General features: G+C 71.0%; 12 protein-coding genes and 1 pseudogene. 7 read left to right on the top strand and 6 right to left on the bottom strand.

Translation table 11 applies throughout. The features are described from left to right. Positions 1-4 precede the first annotated feature (4 nt). From ABZ016_RS31965 to ABZ016_RS31955, 3 genes are read left to right on the top strand one after another with little or no spacing between them, the layout of a single operon-like run. The gene (locus ABZ016_RS31965; protein WP_356920179.1) at positions 5-400 is read left to right on the top strand and encodes a DUF742 domain-containing protein; all 396 of its coding nucleotides are present in this window, start codon (positions 5-7) and stop codon (positions 398-400) included. A gap of 24 nt (positions 401-424) precedes the next feature. Beyond that, positions 425-4,099: a hydantoinase B/oxoprolinase family protein gene (locus tag ABZ016_RS31960; RefSeq protein ID WP_356920178.1), complete on the top strand. Its 3,675-nt coding sequence runs from the start codon at positions 425-427 to the stop codon at positions 4,097-4,099. After that, positions 4,080-4,685 carry an ATP/GTP-binding protein gene (locus ABZ016_RS31955; RefSeq protein ID WP_356920177.1) on the top strand — a complete coding sequence of 202 codons (606 nt, stop codon included), beginning with the start codon at positions 4,080-4,082 and terminating at the stop codon, positions 4,683-4,685. Before ABZ016_RS31960 ends, ABZ016_RS31955 begins: the two co-directional genes overlap by 20 nt. Positions 4,686-4,772: 87 nt before the next feature. Here the strand turns inward: ABZ016_RS31955 and glpK are convergent, their stop codons facing one another. The 3 genes and pseudogenes from glpK to ABZ016_RS31940 all read right to left on the bottom strand — a co-directional run bounded on the left by glpK (position 4,773) and on the right by ABZ016_RS31940 (position 8,773). Beyond that, positions 4,773-6,293, bottom strand: coding sequence for a glycerol kinase GlpK (gene glpK / locus ABZ016_RS31950; RefSeq protein WP_356920176.1), 1,521 nt, complete (start codon positions 6,291-6,293; stop codon positions 4,773-4,775). A 71-nt stretch (positions 6,294-6,364) separates the two neighbouring features. Further along, a pseudogene (locus tag ABZ016_RS31945) lies at positions 6,365-6,451 on the bottom strand (aquaporin family protein); the annotation flags it as partial. 669 nt (positions 6,452-7,120) lie between these two features. Then, a complete protein-coding gene (locus ABZ016_RS31940) occupies positions 7,121-8,773 on the bottom strand; it encodes a bifunctional diguanylate cyclase/phosphodiesterase (RefSeq protein WP_356920175.1) in 1,653 nt (550 codons plus the stop codon). A 206-nt stretch (positions 8,774-8,979) separates the two neighbouring features. On the opposite strand from ABZ016_RS31940, the gene ABZ016_RS31935 reads away from it, so the two are divergent. Further along, entirely contained in the window at positions 8,980-9,789 is an 810-nt protein-coding gene (locus tag ABZ016_RS31935; RefSeq protein WP_356920174.1) for a M15 family metallopeptidase, read from the top strand. 47 nt (positions 9,790-9,836) lie between these two features. Then, the gene (locus ABZ016_RS31930) at positions 9,837-10,373 is read left to right on the top strand and encodes an NUDIX domain-containing protein (protein WP_356920173.1); all 537 of its coding nucleotides are present in this window, start codon (positions 9,837-9,839) and stop codon (positions 10,371-10,373) included. 2 nt (positions 10,374-10,375) lie between these two features. Here ABZ016_RS31930 and ABZ016_RS31925 read toward each other — a convergent pair whose 3' ends face one another. Continuing rightward, positions 10,376-12,742: a glycoside hydrolase family 31 protein gene (locus ABZ016_RS31925; protein WP_356920172.1), complete on the bottom strand. Its 2,367-nt coding sequence runs from the start codon at positions 12,740-12,742 to the stop codon at positions 10,376-10,378. A gap of 212 nt (positions 12,743-12,954) precedes the next feature. On the opposite strand from ABZ016_RS31925, the gene ABZ016_RS31920 reads away from it, so the two are divergent. Together ABZ016_RS31920 and ABZ016_RS31915 are read left to right on the top strand one after the other, a co-directional pair. After that, the gene (locus ABZ016_RS31920) at positions 12,955-14,922 is read left to right on the top strand and encodes an acetoacetate--CoA ligase (protein WP_356920171.1); all 1,968 of its coding nucleotides are present in this window, start codon (positions 12,955-12,957) and stop codon (positions 14,920-14,922) included. 178 nt (positions 14,923-15,100) lie between these two features. Continuing rightward, the gene (locus tag ABZ016_RS31915) at positions 15,101-15,991 is read left to right on the top strand and encodes a hypothetical protein (protein ID WP_356920170.1); all 891 of its coding nucleotides are present in this window, start codon (positions 15,101-15,103) and stop codon (positions 15,989-15,991) included. Positions 15,992-16,059: 68 nt separating this feature from the next. On the opposite strand, the gene ptsP is transcribed toward ABZ016_RS31915, so the two are convergent. Further along, complete coding sequence (ptsP, locus tag ABZ016_RS31910) at positions 16,060-17,730, bottom strand: phosphoenolpyruvate--protein phosphotransferase (protein ID WP_356920169.1); 1,671 nt, start codon at positions 17,728-17,730, stop codon at positions 16,060-16,062. Positions 17,731-17,808: 78 nt separating this feature from the next. Next, a complete protein-coding gene (locus tag ABZ016_RS31905; RefSeq protein ID WP_003988859.1) occupies positions 17,809-18,258 on the bottom strand; it encodes a PTS glucose transporter subunit IIA in 450 nt (149 codons plus the stop codon). Positions 18,259-18,710: the final 452 nt, after the last annotated feature.

Raw genomic sequence — 18,710 nt, 5'->3', positions numbered from 1 at the left:
TGACATGAGCGCTGACGGTCAGGGAAGAAGCCACTGGTTCGACGACGAGGCCGGACCGGTCGTCCGTCCGTACGCCATGACCCGCGGCCGCACCAGCAGTCAGGGCCAGCACCGACTGGACCTGATCGCGGTCGTGGTCACGGAACCGCACGCGGACGATCCGGAAGCGGACCACATGCTCTCCCCGGAGCACGTGGACATCGTCGAACTGTGTCGTGACATCCCGCAGTCGGTCGCCGAACTCGCAGCGGAACTCGACCTGCCGATCGGGGTGGTACGGGTCCTCGTCGGAGATCTCGTGGACGCCGAATTCGTCCATGTGAACCGGCCCGTACCCCCTGCCGAGCTGCCGGACGAGAGTATTCTGCGCGACGTGATCAACGGCCTCCGGGCGCTGTGAGCAGCGCGGAAGCGGGGTACTGACGTGACAGGCTGGCAGTTCTGGGTCGACCGAGGCGGCACCTTCACCGACATCGTCGCGCGTCGCCCGGACGGCCGGCTGCTCACGCACAAGCTCCTTTCGGACAACCCGGCACGCTACGCGGATGCGGCGGTCGAGGGCGTCCGCTCCCTGCTGGCCGGCTCCGACGCTCCCGTCGAAACCGTGCGCATGGGAACCACGGTCGCCACCAACGCCCTCCTGGAGCGCAAGGGCGAGCGCACCCTGCTGCTCATCACCCGCGGCTTCCGCGACGCCCTGCGCATCGCCTACCAGAACCGTCCGGGCATCTTCGCCCGCCGCATCGACCTGCCCGAGCTGCTGTACGAACGGGTCGTCGAGGTCGACGAGCGCATCGCGGCGGACGGCACCGTCCTGCGCGCGCCCGACCCGGACGCCCTCGCGGGGCCTCTCCAGGAGGCTTACGACGACGGGATCCGGGCCGTCGCCGTGGTCTGCATGCACAGCCACCTCCACCCCGCCCACGAACAGGCAGTCGGGGAACTCGCCGCCCGCATCGGCTTCCCGCAGATCTCGCTCTCCAGCGAGGCCAGCCCCCTGATGAAGCTCGTCCCCCGCGGGGACACCGCCGTCGTCGACGCCTACCTCTCGCCCGTCCTGCGCCGCTACGTCCGGCACGTCGCCGACGCACTCGAGGGCGTACGGCTGATGTTCATGCAGTCCAACGGCGGCCTCACCGAGGCCGGGCAGTTCCGCGGGAAGGACGCCATCCTGTCCGGGCCGGCCGGCGGCATCGTCGGCATGGCCCGGATGTCGCAGCTCGCCGGGTTCGACCGCGTCATCGGCTTCGACATGGGGGGCACCTCCACCGACGTCTCCCACTTCGCGGGCGAGTCCGAACGCGTCTTCACCAGCCGGATCGCCGGCGTCAGGCTGCGCGCCCCCATGCTCGACATCCACACCGTCGCCGCCGGCGGCGGCTCGGTCCTGCACTTCGACGGCTCCCGCTACCGCGTAGGGCCGGACTCCGCGGGCGCGGACCCGGGGCCCGCCTGCTACCGCGGGGGCGGACCGCTCGCCGTCACGGACGCCAACGTCATGCTCGGCCGCATCCAGCCCGACCACTTCCCGAGGGTGTTCGGCCCCGACGGCGACGAGCCCCTCGACGACGCACTCGTCCGGGACCGCTTCACCGCCCTCGCGCGCGAGATCCGCGAGCAGACCGGCGACGACCGCACGCCCGAACAGGTCGCCGAGGGCTACCTGCGCATCGCCGTCGCCAACATCGCGTCCGCGGTCAAGCGGATCTCCGTCCAGAAGGGCCACGACGTCACCCGCTACGCCCTCACCACCTTCGGCGGCGCCGGCGGACAGCACGCCTGCATGGTCGCCGACTCCCTCGGCATCCGCACCGTCCTCGTACCCCCCATGGCCGGTGTGCTCTCCGCACTCGGTATCGGGCTCGCCGACACCACGGCCATGCGTGAGCAGTCCGTCGAGGCGCCCCTGGAGCCCGCGTCGATGCCCGGCGTGCGCAAGACCGCCGAAGACCTCGAAGCCGCGGCACGCGCCGAACTCCGTGCCGAGGACGTCCCCGAGGAGCACATCGAGGTCACCCGTCGCGCGGAGCTCCGCTACGACGGCACCGACACCACCCTCACCGTCGAGCTGACCGAGCCCGACACCATGCGGCAGGCCTTCGAAGAACGTCATCGCGCCACGTACTCCTTCACGCTCGACCGCCCGATCGTCGTCGAAGCCCTCTCCGTCGAAGCCACCGGCATCACCGAACCCCCCGATCTCTCCGCTCTCGCCCCTCACGCGGCCGCCGCCGACGGCCGCTCCGGGCACGGCTCCGCCGCGCCGCCGACCGTCCGCCTCCACACCGGCGGCACCTGGCGCGACGTGCCCCTCCACCACCGCGAGGGCCTTCCCCCCGGCGACAGCGTCACCGGCCCGGCGATCATCGCCGAAGCCGGCGCCACGACCGTCGTCGACGACGGCTGGCGAGCCGCGGCGACCCACGACGGGCATCTGGTCATGGAACGCGTCGCGATTACGCAGAGTTCCGAACTCGACACGAAAGTCGACCCGGTCCTGCTTGAGGTCTTCAACAACCTCTTCATGTCCATCGCCGAGCAGATGGGCGCCCGCCTCGAATCCACCGCCCAGTCCGTCAACATCAAGGAGCGCCTGGACTTCTCGTGCGCGCTGTTCGACCCGGACGGAAACCTGGTGGCCAACGCCCCGCACATCCCCGTCCACCTGGGCTCGATGGGCACGAGCGTCAAGGAGGTCATCCGGCGCCGCGGCTCCCGCATGCGGCCGGGCGACACCTACGCCGTCAACGACCCGTACCACGGCGGCACCCACCTGCCCGACGTCACCGTGATCACCCCGGTCTTCGACACGACGCCTCCGGACGACCGCTCGGTCAACACGGAGAGTGACCCCGAGATCCTCTTCTACGTCGCCTCACGCGGCCACCACGCCGAGATCGGCGGCATCGCCCCCGGCTCGATGCCCGCCGGCAGCCGCACCATCGAGGAGGAGGGCGTTCTCTTCGACAACTGGCTGCTCGCCGAGAACGGCCGGTTCCGCGAGGACGAGACCCTCCGCCTCCTCACCGAGGCGCGATACCCCTCCCGCAACCCGAGGACCAACCTCGCCGACCTGCGCGCCCAGATCGCCGCCAACCGGAAGGGCGTCGACGAGGTCGGCCGCATGATCGAGGACTTCGGCCTCGATGTCGTCCAGGCCTACATGAAGCACGTCCAGGACAATGCCGAGGAGGCCGTGCGCCGCGTCATCGGCGCCCTCGACGACGGCGACTACGCCTACGAGACGGACTCGGGCGCCGTCATCCGCGTACAAGTGCGGGTGGACCGCGAGAACCGGGCCGCGACCATCGACTTCACCGGCACGTCGGCGCAGCTGCCCACCAACTTCAACGCCCCCTTCTCGGTCGTCAACGCGGCCGTCCTGTACGTCTTCCGTACCCTCGTCGCCGACGACATCCCCCTCAACGACGGCTGCCTGCGACCCCTGAAGATCGTCGTGCCGCCCGGCTCCCTGCTCGCCCCCGAGCCGCCGGCCGCCGTCGTCGCGGGCAACGTGGAGACCTCACAGGCCGTCACCGGCGCGCTCTACGCCGCGCTCGGCATCCAGGCCGAGGGCTCGGGGACCATGAACAACGTCACCTTCGGCAACGAACGCCACCAGTACTACGAGACCGTGGCCTCGGGTTCCGGCGCGGGCGACGGCTTCCCCGGCGCACCCGTCGTCCAGACCCACATGACCAACTCGCGCCTCACCGACCCCGAGGTCCTGGAGTGGCGACTGCCCGTGCACCTCGAGGAGTTCGCGGTCCGGCACGGCAGCGGCGGTTCCGGGCGGTGGCGGGGCGGGGACGGTGCCGTGCGCCGCATCCGGTTCCTGGAACCCATGACCGTCTCCACGCTGTCCCAGCACCGTCGTGTCCCCCCGTACGGCATGGCGGGCGGCGAGCCGGGCGCGCTCGGCGCCAACCGCGTGGAGCACGCCGACGGCACGGTGACCGAACTCGGCGGCAGCGACTCCGCCGACGTGGTCACCGGCGACGTACTCGTCATCGAAACCCCTGGCGGCGGAGGCTACGGCCCACCGTCGCCCGACCCCCATCAAGCAGGAGAAGAGATCGATGATCTTCGGGCGTTCTGAGCGCGGCAAGCCTCCGGTCGAGCCCGTCACGCTCAAGATCCTGGTGGCCGGCGGCTTCGGCGTGGGCAAGACCACGCTCGTCGGCGCGGTCAGCGAGATCAGGCCGCTGCGCACCGAGGAACTGCTCACCGAGGCCGGGCGCCCGGTCGACGACACCAGCGGTGTGGAAGGCAAGCACACCACGACCGTGGCCATGGACTTCGGCCGTATCACGCTCCGCGAGGACCTGGTGCTGTACCTCTTCGGCACGCCCGGACAGGAGCGGTTCTGGTTCATGTGGGACGAGCTCTCCGAGGGCGCGCTCGGTGCCGTCGTGCTCGCCGACACCCGCCGTCTGGAGGACTGCTTCGCCGCCGTCGACTACTTCGAGCGACGGTCGATCCCGTTCCTCGTCGGTGTCAACTGCTTCGAGGGAGCGCCGCGCTACCCGGTCGAGGACGTCCGTCAGGCCCTCGACCTGGACGAGGGCGTACCGCTGATGATGTGCGACGCCCGCGACCGCGAGTCGGTCAAGGAGGCACTCATCGGCGTCGTCCAGCACGCGATGGCGTACGCGGCCGACCGCCGGCAGACCGTGCACACCTGACACCGGCCGGACGGACGGACACGGCCCGTACCCCCGCCGACAGGGGTACGGGCCGCAGGCGGGAAACGACCGCCCACGCGCGCGTGGCTAGCTGCCGCCGTCCTCCTCCCAGCCGAAGCTCTTCTCCACGGCCTTGCGCCAGTTGTGGTACTCGCGGTCCCGCGCCGACGCGTCCATGGACGGGGTCCACTCGACGTCCTTCTGCCAGTGCGCCTTGAGCTCGTCCGTGTCGTTCCACACACCGGTGGCCAGACCGGCCGCGTACGCGGCGCCCAGGCACGTCGTCTCGGAGACCTTCGGCCGCACCACCGGCACGTCGAGAACGTCCGCCTGGTGCTGCATGAGCAGGTTGTTCTTCGTCATGCCGCCGTCGACCTTCAGGGTGGTGATGTGCACCCCGGAGTCCTGGTACATGGCGTCGACGACCTCACGGGTCTGCCAGCTCGTCGCCTCCAGCACCGCGCGCGCGAGGTGCGCCTTGGTGACGTACCGGGTCAGGCCGGTGACCACGCCACGGGCGTCGGCACGCCAGTACGGCGCGAACAGGCCCGAGAACGCCGGCACGATGTACGCGCCGCCGTTGTCCTCGACGCTCGCCGCGAGGGACTCGATCTCGTCGGCCGTCCGGATGATGCCGAGCTGGTCCCGGAACCACTGGACCAGCGCACCCGTGATGGCGATCGCGCCCTCCAGGCAGTACACCGGCGCCTCAGTGCCGATCTTGTACCCCATCGTCGTCAGCAGTCCGCTCTTCGACGGCACCGGGCGGTCGCCCGTGTTGAGCAGCAGGAAGCTTCCCGTGCCGTACGTGTTCTTGGCGGTGCCCACGTCATAGCAGGCCTGCCCGAACACGGCGGCCTGCTGGTCGCCCAGTGCGGAGGCCACGGGCACGCCGGCGAGCTGGCCCACAGCCGTGCCGTACACCTCGGAGGAGGACCGGATCTCCGGCAGCATCGCCTCGGGGATGTTCATCGCCGAGAGGATCGAGGGGTCCCACTGGAGGGTTCCCAGGTTCATCAGCATGGTGCGCCCGGCGTTGGTCACGTCGGTGACGTGCTGCCCGCCGTCCGTGCCGCCGGTGAGGTTCCAGATCAGCCAGGAGTCCATCGTTCCGAAGGCGATCTCACCGCGCTCGGCACGCGCGCGGAGGTCCGGGACGTTGTCGAGCAGCCAGGCCGCCTTGGGCCCCGAGAAGTAGGTCGCCAGCGGCAGACCCGTCTGCTCGCGGAAACGGTCCTGCCCCTCCGAGCCGGCCAGCTGGTTGCACAGCGCCGCCGTCCGTGTGTCCTGCCACACGATGGCGTTGTGCACCGGCTTGCCGGTCGTCCGGTCCCACAGGAGGGTCGTCTCGCGCTGGTTGGTGATGCCCATCGCGCTCAGCTGGTCGGCCCGCAGACCGGCTTTGGCGAGCGCCCCCGCGACCACCGCCTGCACCTTGGACCAGATCTCCGTGGCGTCGTGCTCCACCCAACCGGGCTTCGGGAAGATCTGGCGGTGCTCGCGCTGGTCCACGGCGACGATCGCGCCGTCCTGATTGAAGACGATGCAGCGGCTCGACGTCGTGCCCTGGTCGATCGCTGCGACGTACTTCTCGGCGTTGTCCGTCATGGCTACCCCTTGGGCTGGTTCAGAAGGCTGCGTTGTCGATGACGCCACCCGGCAGCGCCGATCAGTGGGCCGGTGACGGCGGCACACGCACCGGCACCGAGCAGGATCAGGATCGTCGTGCCGATCACCTCGCCGACGACGATGTCTCCGTTACTCATGCCGCTCCTGGGCCGTGGCCCGGGACGATTCGCCCCGGTCCTCACGTACAGGGTGCGTTTCTCATGGTCACGTCAGCGGACAGGAGACACCGAGCCCCGCCCGGCTTCCGTGACGAGCGTGCCGTCGCGGCCGAACCACCCGCGGGGGAAGGAGCCTTGGCGCCGGCGCGGCTACGCGCCGAGGTGCCGGAATACGCCGAAAGTGTTCACCGGCACCCGAGGGGCGTCAAGGTCGCCGACCGCAACGGTTGACGGCCATGTGGCGGCTGCCGGGCGGTTGCCGGGCCGGGTGGCCGGTTGCACGGCCCTGACGGCGCCCGGTCGGGTGGTGTTCGGATCTGGTCGGGCCCCCGCGCGGGCTCGGTGACCCACGCGAGGCTTTGCTGGTGGTGTCCGGCCTTCGCTGAGCTCCGTCGCCGGCGACGGACCAGCCACACCTCACTCGCTTGCTAGCCACCAGCATCCACCTGACCAGGCGGTTCCTCAACCGCACAGGGGAGGACCCGCCCCTGGCCCCGCATCGAGGCCTCCGATGGCGGAGCACCGCCACGCCCGGACGCCGCCTCCGCCCGGCCCGTGGCCCCCTACGGTGCCCCCCTCACGACCGGCCCGGACCGCTGTCGCGCCCGGGCGCCGCCCGACAGCGCCACCGGCCTCGTACGGAACTTCTCAGGCCCCGCTCCTCTCCGCCGCCCCAGAGCCCGCCTGTGCCGGTGCCGGCTCGCGGCCGCGGCGGGTCTCGTGCCCGGGCAGGCCCGCACGGCCCAGCACCCAACTGGCACCGCGCAACGCCTTCGCCGCCTTCTTCAGCGGCGCGAGGCAGCCCGCCGCCTGACGGTGGTCGCGGACGCTGCCCGGCGCGCACAGCACCGTGGCGAGCGACAGCGTGACCGGCCGGCCGCCCGCCGACCAGGGGACGTCCAGTACGGCGGAGGCGAGCGGATCGAGACCCTCCGGATCGGCGAGCACCAGGAAGTCGTCCCCGCCGATGTGCCCCACGCGCGTTCCGTCCGTCGCGGCCTGCCGCAACGCGTGCCCCACCGTCCGGATCAGCTCGTCCCCCGCCGCGAACCCCGCCTCGTCGTTGACCTGCTTGAAGTGGTCGACGTCCAGCCAGCTCAACGCGAACGCCCACCCGGCCGCGATCCGCCGGTCCACCTCTGCGGTGATCGCGTCCGAGCCGGGCAGACGGGTCAGCGGGTTGAGCCCCGCCGCCTCCTCGACCCGCGTCTCGGCCAGCGCCCGCACCAGGTCAGCGAGCCGTACGACACCCACACACCGCCCGTGCGCGTCCACGACGGCCACATCGTCCGACGTACGGTCTCGGCCACCGACCGCCACCACGTCCAGAACCTCCCAGGCGGTGGCGTCGACGCCCACCGTGCGCGGCGGGTCACCGAGCTTCGCGGCGGGCCGGTCGGCGTACAGGGCATGCCCGTAGCGCCCCGACATCGACAACAGGAAGCGGGACCGGTGCACCGAGCGGACCGGCACCCCGGCCCGGTCCACGAGCAGCACCCCGGACACGTCCGGCGACCCGGTCAGCAGGGCCCGCACCTGTCCCGCGGACGCGGCGGCGGGCAGCAACGCCGCCGGGCGCACGAACTCCCGCACCGAGGGCCCCGACCGGGGAACGGCCACAACACCGGGGGAGCGGGGCGGAACATAGACGTCCGCGGCGGGCAGCCGCGCCGGCGGCGCGAACAACTCGCCCTGCGCCAGCTGCGCCCCGGCCGCGAGCGCCGCCGCGCACTGCCCTTCGGTCTCCACGCCCTCGACCGCCAGGAGCGCCCCCAGCTCGTCGCAGAGCGTCCGCATCGACCGCACCACCGCCGGCCGTGCCAGCAGCGACGCGTCCAGCTTCATCAGGTCGGGCGCGAGGTCCGACAGCAGCCGCAAGGGCACGTCCCCGTCCCCGACACCGTCCGCGCAGACCCGGAAGCCCTGGCCGCGCAGCGCGGACACCGCCTCCAGCAAGCCCTGTTGCGGCACATGCGTGTACGGCGGGCAGACGTCGACCGTCACCTCCCAGGGAAGCCGCCCCGCCTCGCGCACGGCGTCATGGAGCGAAGGGATCCCGCCCAGGTCGGCGAGCGTGCCGGCGAACACGTTGACGAACAGCGGGAGCAGGGTCTCCTTGCGCACCGCCGCGCGGATGGCCGACACCGCCAGCCGGCTGTCGAGTCCCGGATCCCGGCGGGCCTCGGCCAGGACGTCGCCGGTCTCCGGGCGGGCGAGTATCTCCAGCCCCGCGACCACTCCGGTCGTGAGGTTGACCACCGGCTGAAAGGCGAAGCGGAGAGTGTCCGTCCAGGAGTGCACGGGAGCATGATGACTCCACGGGCGCACGCCCGGGCACAGGTTCATGAGTCGTTCACGCAGGATTCCGGCGCGATCACACAGCGTACGAACAGGCGCCGGCACGCCCCACTTCCCGCGGAGCTGACAGACCGTCATGAGCCTGTCGAAGTCAACCGGGTTCGGGCCCCCTTCCCCGCAACGACCGTCTCCTGATAGACGCAAGACCCATGACACGACTCACCACCGTGGCACGCGGTCTGATCACCGCGCTTGCCGCCCTGCTGGCAGCGACCGCCCCGACCGCCACCGCTCAGGCCAAAGCCGAACCCAAGGCGCCCGAGGACTTCGTGGCCCTCAGCAGCGTGGACCCGACGATCATCCAGGAGATGCGCTACTCCACCCCGCACAACTTCGTCGGCGAGCGCGTCGACGGCTACGCCCAGCCGATCTGCGTCCTCACCCGGCCCGCAGCCCAAGCCCTCCACAAGGCCCAGCGGAAACTGCTACGCCAGGGCTACACACTCAAGGTGTACGACTGCTACCGGCCGCAGCGCGCGGTGGACCACTTCGTCCGCTGGGCCGAGGACCTCGACGACCAGGAGATGAAGGGCGAGTTCTACCCGAACGTCGACAAGACCCGGCTGTTCACCGATGGCTACATCGCCGAGAAGTCCGGCCACAGCCGGGGATCGACCCTGGACCTCACTCTGGTGAAGCTGCCCGCGAAGCCGACCCGGCCGTACCGCCCCGGAGAGCCCCTCGTCCCCTGCTTCGCCCCCAAGGACCAGCGCTTCCCCGACAATACCGTCGACATGGGCACCGGCTTCGACTGCTTCGACACCCTCTCGCACACCCTCGACCCACGCATCCAGGGCCAACAGCGCGCCAACCGGCTGTTGCTCAAGAACACTCTCGAAGGCCTCGGCTTCGTGAACCTGGCGGAGGAGTGGTGGCACTACACCTTCAAGCCGGAGACCTACCCGGACACCTACTTCGACTTCCCCGTGTCCAGGAAGTCGCTCACCAGCCACCACTGACCCGCCCGCTCGCGACGCCCTCTCCGTGATCGGCTACAGTCCGCCGCGTGTCCGAAACTCAGCACTCCAGTTCCAACTCCGCGCCGGACTCCCACTGTTCGAGCTGCGGCACGCCCTACGGAGAGGGCGTCTCCGGCTGGCCCCGCACCTGCCCGGCATGCGGCGCCGTGGCCTACCGCAATCCGCTCCCGGTCGCGGTGGCCCTCCAGCCCGTCTACGACACCAAGGGCACCGCCCTGGTCGTCATCACCCGTACCGTCGCCCCCGCGCGCGGGGGCACCGCCCTGCCCGGCGGCTACATCGACGACCGCGAGGACTGGCGGCAGGCCGTCGTACGCGAGCTCAGGGAGGAGACCGGCATCGACGCGGCCGCTCGCGAGGTACGCCTCGTCGACGCGATGAGCTCCCCCGACGGACACCTGCTGCTCTTCGGCCTCCTCCCGGAACGCCCGGTCGAGGGCCTGCCGCCCTCCACCACCACGGACGAGACGGAGGGCTGGCACCTCCTGCGCAGGCCCGAAGAGCTCGCGTTCCCGCTGCACAGCGTGGCGGTACGGGCCTGGTTCGAGGGCCGGTACATCTGAGCTCAGCGCTTCCCGGCCCCGCGGACGCGCACCGGGTAGGGCGGCTCGACCGTGCCGTCCGCACCCTCCCGCTCGACGACCACGGTCGAGCCCCTCCACCGAGCGGCATAGCGCTCGATCTCCGGCTCGCCCCACCCCTCGCCCCCGTCCGGCACGACCAGCCCGCCCCCGGCCCGTCCCGGGGCGGGCGCCCACACCTCCAGCTCCAAGCCGCCGTCCTCCCCACGTACGGGAAGCACGGCACCCGCGCGTGCGAACACCGGGATCCGCGCCAGGGGCGCCTCGACGATCACCTGCCCCGGCCCCTCGTACGCCTGCTCCGTCACCGTGTCGTACCAGCGCCCGCGCGGCAGCTGCACGGCACGCCGGTCCGCACCCGGATCCAGCACCGGCGCCACCAGCAGGCCGTCACCCAGCAGGAAGGCGTCGTCGCAGTCACGCAGCGCCCGCTCCTCCGGCGCCGACCACCACAGGGGTCGCACGTACGGCGCTCCGGTCCGCCGGGCAAGATGCGCCAGGGTGACGAAGTACGGCAGCAGCCGCCGGCGTTCGACGAGCGCCACGCGCGCGTGCTCCAGCACCTCGGGACCGAACTCCCACGGCTCCCTGCGGCCCGCCCGCAGACTCGCGTGCGTGCGGAACAGCGGCAGCCACGCGCCCAACTGGAACCATCGCAGGTACAGCTCGGGTGACGGATCCCCGTCGAAGCCACCGACGTCCGGCCCCGAGTAGGGCACACCGCACAGCCCGAGCCCCATCACCAGCGCCAAGGACGCCCGCAGGCCCGGCCAGCCGGTCGCCACGTCCCCCGACCACGTCCCGCCGTAACGCTGCATGCCGGCCCACCCGGACCGGGAGAACAGGAACGGCCTCTCCCGGGGCGCGAGTCTGCGCAGCCCTTCGAAGCCCGCCCTGGCCATGCACAGGGCGTACACGTTGTGCGCCTCACGATGGTCACCGCCGCGGCCTTCCAAGGAGTGCCGCGCCGAACGCGGCAGGGTCGTCTCCCCGAAAGCGGTGAACGACGTCGGCTCGTTCATGTCGTGCCAGAAGCCCGAGAACCCGCGGGCGAGCCGCTCCCGGTAGAGGCCTCCCCACCACGCACGCGCGCCCGCGTGCGTGAAGTCGGGGAACACCGCCTCACCGGGCCAGGCGACGCCCTGCACGACCTCCCCCGACGCCTCCCGCACGAAAGCGTCCTCGGCCGTCCCGCCGTCGTACACGGGATTGCCGGGGAGGGCCTTGACGGCAGGATCCACGATCGACACCAGCCGGATGCCGTCCCGTCGCAGCTCCTCCGCCAGGACAGGCAGCTTCGGAAAACGGTCCTCGTCGACGGTGAACACCTGATGCCCGTCGAAGTGGTCGATGTCCAGGTGCACGGCGTCGAGCGGCAACCCGTGCTCCAGGTAACCCGCGACGATCCGCCGCACCTCCTGCTCGCTGCCGAACCCCCACCGCGCGTGGTGATGGCCCAGCGCCCATGCGGGCGGCAGTGCGGGCGCCCCGGTGAGCGACGCCCAGGCGAGCAGCACGCGCGCGGGGGTTCCCACCATCACCCAGCAGCGCAGTGGACCACCGTCCATCCGCAGCTCGCTCGTCCCGGCCCGGTCGTGCCCCGACCCCGCACCCTCCTCGCCCTCCCGCAGCGTCACGGCGCCGTCCCAGGAACTGTCGTGGAACACCAGATGCGCACCGCCGTCGGCCACCACCACCTGCACCGGCATCGTGATGTACAGCGGGTCGTCGCCCGGCGCGAAGGCACGCCCCGGGTCGGTGTTCCACAACCGGTACGTGCCGTCCCGGAGCCGGGGCCCCGAGGCCCGCCCGCCGAGCCCGAAGAACCGCGCGTCGGCCGCCACCTCCGACCGCTGCATCCACCGCGCCGGGCCGCCGCCGACCGGCTCCCACCAGCGCGGCGGCAGATCACGACGCAAGGTCACGCCACCGGGAGTACGCACCTCCACCGCACCGTGCCGCGAGACCACGACCGTCACCCGCTCGGCCACCACCCGCCAGCCGCCGTCCTTGTCCGGCTCCAGCACCGCCCGGGGGTCCGCCTCCGGACAGCGCCCTGCCAGCGCGTACGACGGCTCGGGCTCGGCCCCGTCCCAGCCCCAGAACACCGCTCCGTTCACGGCCACGAGAACCCGCAGCTCGGACCGGCCGAACCGGACGACCCCGCCCCCCGGGCCCGGCTCCACCTCCCGCACGGTCCCGGGCACCCGCGCACGCTCCGCCCCCCGCGCCGGAAGCCCGGTGGCGTCCGCCTGACGCCTGCGCCACGCTGCTCGTACGGTACGCACACCCTGCGCCGTCCCCACCGAAGCCACCGCTTTCACCGAACGCACCAGGTCACGACCGTTCATGCTGCTCACCCTGCCACTGACCACCCCACGCGCGGGTGCCGTTCAACTGCCGTTCACCCGTGCCGGAACCACATCTTCACGACACGGACTATGTGGGGCGCACCCTGGTGCCGAAGTCGATCACATGGCATTGTCCGTGCCAGCCGCGCCACGCGCACACCCCAGCCCGTGCGCGGAGGACGCACACGACGCGCACAGTCCGGGAGCCGACCATGCCGACCGATAGTCCCCAGCCGCTCTGGCAGCCCGACCCCGAGCGCATCGCCCGCGCACGGATCACCAGGTTCCAGGCCTGGGCCGCCCAGCACCACGGCGCCCCCGCCGAAGGCGGCTACGCGGCGCTGCAGCGCTGGTCCGTGGACGAGCTGGAGACCTTCTGGAAAGCCGTCACCCAGTGGTTCGACGTCCGATTCTCCACCCCCTACGCGCGCGTGCTGGGCGATCGGGCGATGCCGGGCGCCCAGTGGTTCCCCGGGGCGACCCTCAACTACGCCGAACACGCCCTGCGCGCAGCCGACACCCGCGCGGACGAACCGGCACTCCTCCACGTCGACGAGACGCATGAACCACGCCCCGTCACCTGGGCCGAGCTGCGCCGCCAGGTCGGCTCCCTGGCAGCCGAGCTGCGCGCCCTCGGCGTGCGCCCCGGAGACCGCGTCAGCGGCTACCTCCCCAACATCCCGCAGGCCGTGACCGCCCTCCTCGCCACCGCCGCCGTGGGCGCCGTCTGGACCTCCTGCGCGCCCGACTTCGGCGCCCGCAGCGTCCTCGACCGATTCCAGCAGGTCGAACCCGTCGTGCTCTTCACGGTCGACGGCTACCGCTACGGCGGTAAGGAGCACGACCGGCGCGAGACCGTCGCCGAGCTGCGCCGCGAACTGCCCACCCTGCGCGCCCTGGTCCACATCCCCCTCCTGGGCACCGAACCTCCCGAGGGCGCCCTGGACTGGTCGGCCCTCACATCCGCCGACACCACCCCCGTCTTCGAACAGGTGCCCTTCGACCATCCCCTGTGGGTGCTCTACTCCTCCGGCACCACCGGCCTGCCCAAGGCCATCGTCCAGTCCCAGGGCGGCATCCTGGTCGAACACCTCAAGCAGCTCGGCCTGCACTGCGACCTCGGACCCGAGGACCGCTTCTTCTGGTACACCTCGACCGGCTGGATGATGTGGAACTTCCTCGTCTCCGGCCTGCTCACCGGCACCACGGTCGTCCTCTACGACGGCAGCCCCGGCTATCCGGACACCGGCGCCCAGTGGCGCATCGCCGAACGCACCGGGGCCACCCTCTACGGCACCTCGGCCGCCTATGTCATGGCCTGCCGCAAGGCGGACGTGCACCCCTCCCGCGACTACGACCTCTCCTCCGTCCAGTGTGTCGCCACCACCGGCTCACCCCTGCCGCCCGACGGCTTCCGCTGGCTCCACGACGAGGTCCGCGACGACCTCTGGATCGCCTCCGTCAGCGGAGGCACCGACGTGTGCTCCTGCTTCGCCGGCGCCGTCCCGACCCTCCCGGTCCACATCGGCGAACTCCAGGCCGCCTGCCTCGGCACCGACCTGCAGTCCTGGGACCCGAGCGGGAACCCCCTGGTCGACGAGGTCGGCGAGCTCGTGGTCACCAACCCCATGCCGTCGATGCCCATCCACTTCTGGAACGACCCCGACGGCAGCCGCTACCGCGGCAGCTACTTCGACACCTACCCCGGCGTCTGGCGGCACGGCGACTGGATCACCGTCACCTCCCGCGGCTCCGTGATCATCCACGGCCGCTCCGACTCCACGCTCAACCGCCAGGGCGTACGGATGGGATCCGCCGACATCTACGAGGCCGTGGAACGCCTCCCCGAGATCAGGGAGTCCCTGGTCATCGGCATCGAACAGCCCGACGGCGGCTACTGGATGCCCCTCTTCGTGCACCTGACCCCGGGAGCCGCCCTCGACGAGGCGCTCCTCAACCGCATCAAGCAGACCATCCGCGAGCAACTGTCGCCCCGCCACATCCCCGACGAGATCATCGAAGTACCGGGCATCCCGCACACCCTCACCGGCAAGCGCATCGAGGTCCCGGTCAAACGCCTCCTCCAAGGCACCCCGATGGAGAAGGCGGTCAACCCGGGCTCCATCGACAACCTGGACCTGCTGACCTTCTACGAGGACCTGGCCCGCAAACGCGCCTGACCAACACTTCCCACTACTTCTCGTCACCGACGCCGATACCGCAGGTCACAGCAGTCACACAGCTGTGACCTGCGGCTTTTTTCGACGGAGACTCGTTGATCTGCTCTGCCCGCCCCCGTTGTCAGTGCCGTCGATTACTGTGAGTGAGCATTGATCGACCGTGCACAGGGGGAAACACATGGCGCACACCGACGGCCGGACCATGCGACGCGTCCTGCGACGCGAAATCGCCGGCACCATCGGCCTGCTCACCGACGAGCACGACTTCCGGGTCATGCGGCGCTACCGCAGCTTCACCTTCGACGACCACGAGGCCTATCTGAAGCACGTGGAAGGCCTCCTCAGGACACGGGCCCTGCAGGGCAGCCACACCACGATCGCCCTCTTCGACCCCGAGGAGTACGCCGAGTTCTGCACACGGAAGGACCTGGACCCCGACACCCCGTCGAGCCGCACACGCTTCACAGCGCAACTCGCGGTCACGGGCCCGACCCTTCCGTACGACGGCCGGCCCCTGGCAGACCTCCTCCCGGTCCTCGTCGACGAAGCAGTACGACAGGCCACCTGGGAGTACGCCACCACACTCCTCGCCCGCCTGGGCGCCTGCGGCTCCTGCGGCGAGGACATCGGCCGCGCCGCCTTCGGCCGTGCCTCGCACCTCCTGGTCCGCATCCTCGACACGGCCCCACACGGCGACCGCCACCTCGTCTGCAGCGTCACCGGACCGCCCGAGACCCTCATCGCCGCGCTCCACGCCACCGACACCGGCGACGCCCTCGACCTGGACGAGACCGAAGCCCTGGAGTTCACCACCGTCCTGGCCCTCGGCCTGGCCACCGAAAGCCCCGGCGGACTCGTCATCCGCGCCAGCGCACCGGGCGCCCCGGACCGCGTCTACGGCTGGCGCCTGCGCGGATACGGACTCGTCCCCCTCACCGCGGGCGAGGTCTTCGACGCCTACTGCACCGACGTCGAATCCGGCGACCTCATCTCGCCGGAGTCCAACGTCGACTACTGCGAACCGCCCGACCTCGGGGAGGACCAGCCCGCGCACGGGCACAACCACTGAAACGCGGGAGGGGCGCCCCACCTCAGTGGAGCGCCCCTCCCGGACAGCCGTGAGCCGACGGCCCCGGCCTACTCGCCCGACAACACCGCCTGCGCCGCGCTGCGCGCGTCCTCGGCACTGTCCGACGCCCGTGCCGCCGCGGCGGCACGCTCACACTGCGCCAGGGTGTACTTCGCCAGCGTGGCCCGGACATAGGGAATCGACGCCGCACCCATCGAAAGGGAGGTGACGCCCAGACCAGCCAGCACACACGCGAGCAGCGGGTCGGACGCGGCCTCACCGCAGACACCACAGCTCTTGCCCTCGGCCTTCGCCGCCTCGGCGGACAGCGCCACCAGGTCGAGCAGCGCGGGCTGCCACGGATCCTGCAGACGGGACACCGCGCCGACCTGCCGGTCGGCGGCGAAGGTGTACTGGGCGAGGTCGTTCGTACCCAGAGACAGGAACTCGACCTCCTGCAGGATCGAGCGGGCCCGCAGCGCGGCCGACGGGATCTCCACCATCGCGCCGAACTTGGCCCGCAGACCGGCCTCCCGGCACGCGTCCGCGAAGGCCCGGGCGTCGGTGCGGTCCGCCACCATCGGGGCCATGACCTCGAGGTAGACCGGCAGCCCCTCCGCGGCCTTCGCGAGCGCCGTCAGCTGGGTACGCAGGACATCCGGGTGGTCCAGCAGCGTCCGCAACCCGCGCACACCGAGCGCCGGGTTCGGCTCGTCACCCGGGGTGAGGAAGTCGAGCGGCTTGTCCGCACCCGCGTCCAGCACCCGCACCACGACACGCCCCTCGGGGAACGCCTCGAGCACCTGCCGGTACGCGGTGACCTGCTTCTCCTCGGACGGCGCCTGCTTACTGTCGTCGAGGAAGAGGAACTCGGTGCGGAACAGACCGACGCCCTCGGCACCGGCCTCGACCGCCGCGGTCACATCCGCCGGCCCACCGATGTTCGCGAGCAGCGGCACCTTGTGACCGTCCGCGGTGGCACCGGGCCCGGTCGCGGCGGCCAGCGCCGCCTTGCGCGCGGCGGCCGCGGCCTCAAGTTCGGCCTTCTTCTCGTTACTCGGGTCCACGAAGATCTCACCCGTGCTGCCGTCGACGGCGATCATGGCGCCCTCGGTGAGCTCACCGGCACCCGGCAGCGCCACCACGGCCGGGACACCGAGCGCCCGCGCCAGAATCGCGCTGTGGCTGGTCGGGCCGCCCTCTTCCGTGACGAAGCCGAGCACCAGCGTCGGGTCCAGCAGCGCGGTGTCGGCAGGCGCCAGGTCCCGGGCGACAAGGACGTAGGGCTCGTCGCTGTCGGGGACGCCGGGCATCGGCACCCCCAGCAGGCGGGCGACGATACGGTTCCGCACATCGTCGAGGTCCGCCACGCGACCGGCCAGGTACTCACCGGCACCCGCCAGCAGCTCGCGGTACGCGGCGAACGCGTCGTAGACCCCGCGCTCGGCCGTGCTCCCCACGGCGATCCGCCGTTCCACATCAGCTATCAGCTCGGGGTCCTGGGCCATCATGGCCTGCGCCTCGAGCACCGCCTGGGCTTCGCCCCCCGCCAGGTTGCCGCGCGCCATCAGATCGGCCGCGACAGCTTCCACAGCCTTGCGGGCGCGCCCCTGTTCACGCTCCGCCTCCTCAGCCGGGATCTGCTTCGCGGGCGGCTCCAGCACCGCCGTTCCCATATGCCGAACCTCGCCGATCGCCACACCGTGGCTCACACCGACGCCTCGCAGCGTTGTCTCCATCTCACCCGTCTCCGATAGTGCGGCAGCTCCCGCCGCCGCGTTGGTTGTCGTACTCGCCGTCATACGACGGCACTGACGTCACTTCCAGAGGAAGAGACTGTCGCCGGCCTTCACATCGCCGTTGTCGCGAAGATCGGAGAGCGCTTCGGCCGTGGCTTCCAACGCCACGACCGGGCAGACCGCGGACTTGCCGGCGGCCTCGACGGCGGCAGGGTTCCAGCGCACGATGCCCTGACCGCGCCGGACGGTGTCGCCCTTGTTCACGAGCAGCTCGAAACCCTCGCCGTTCAGCTGCACGGTGTCGATACCGAGGTGGGTGAGCACGCCGTGTCCGTTCTCGTCGACGACGACGAACGCGTGCGGGTGCAGGGAGACGATGACGCCGTCCACGGGAGAGACGGCCTCGGACGGCTCACGTACGGGGTCGATCGCTGTACCCGGGCCGACCATGGCCCCGGAGAAGACCGGATCCGGCACGGCTGCCAGTCCGATGGCGCGTCCTGCGAGCGGGGACGTCACGGTGGTCATGGGAAGCCTCCCAGGGGTGGAGATCGATATGGGCCGTCCCTGTCGTACCGGGCGGCACACTGTTCAGCAGCGTATGTCACGTGAAGTGCCGGTTCCGCGCAAGCACTCCGAAGTGGTCTAGACCATACCGCAAATCGATTTGCACCCACTCTGCGGCCGCGTGTACAGTCGTACTCCTGCCTGGGGCTGAGCGACACAACCTTGCGTCCTGGCCTGGCAGCACCCAACTTGTCAGATCCTATCTCGGGGTCACCTTCTGCATGCCTGCAGGACGGTGGTCAGAGAGTCGGAAAAACACTGATAGAGTTTGGAACACCGAAGGGAAGCGCCCGGAGGAAAGCCGCGAGAGAGTCTCTCGGGTGAGTACAAAGGAAGCGACCGTTCCTTGAGAACTCAACAGCGTGCCAAAAGTCAACGCCAGATATGTTGATACCCCGTCTCCGGCCATCACG

The sequence above is a fragment of the Streptomyces sp. NPDC006372 genome (assembly GCF_040612515.1).
Lineage (GTDB): Bacteria > Actinomycetota > Actinomycetes > Streptomycetales > Streptomycetaceae > Streptomyces.
Note: the sequence above shows the minus strand (reverse complement) of the source record. Positions and strands in the feature narration are given on the sequence as shown.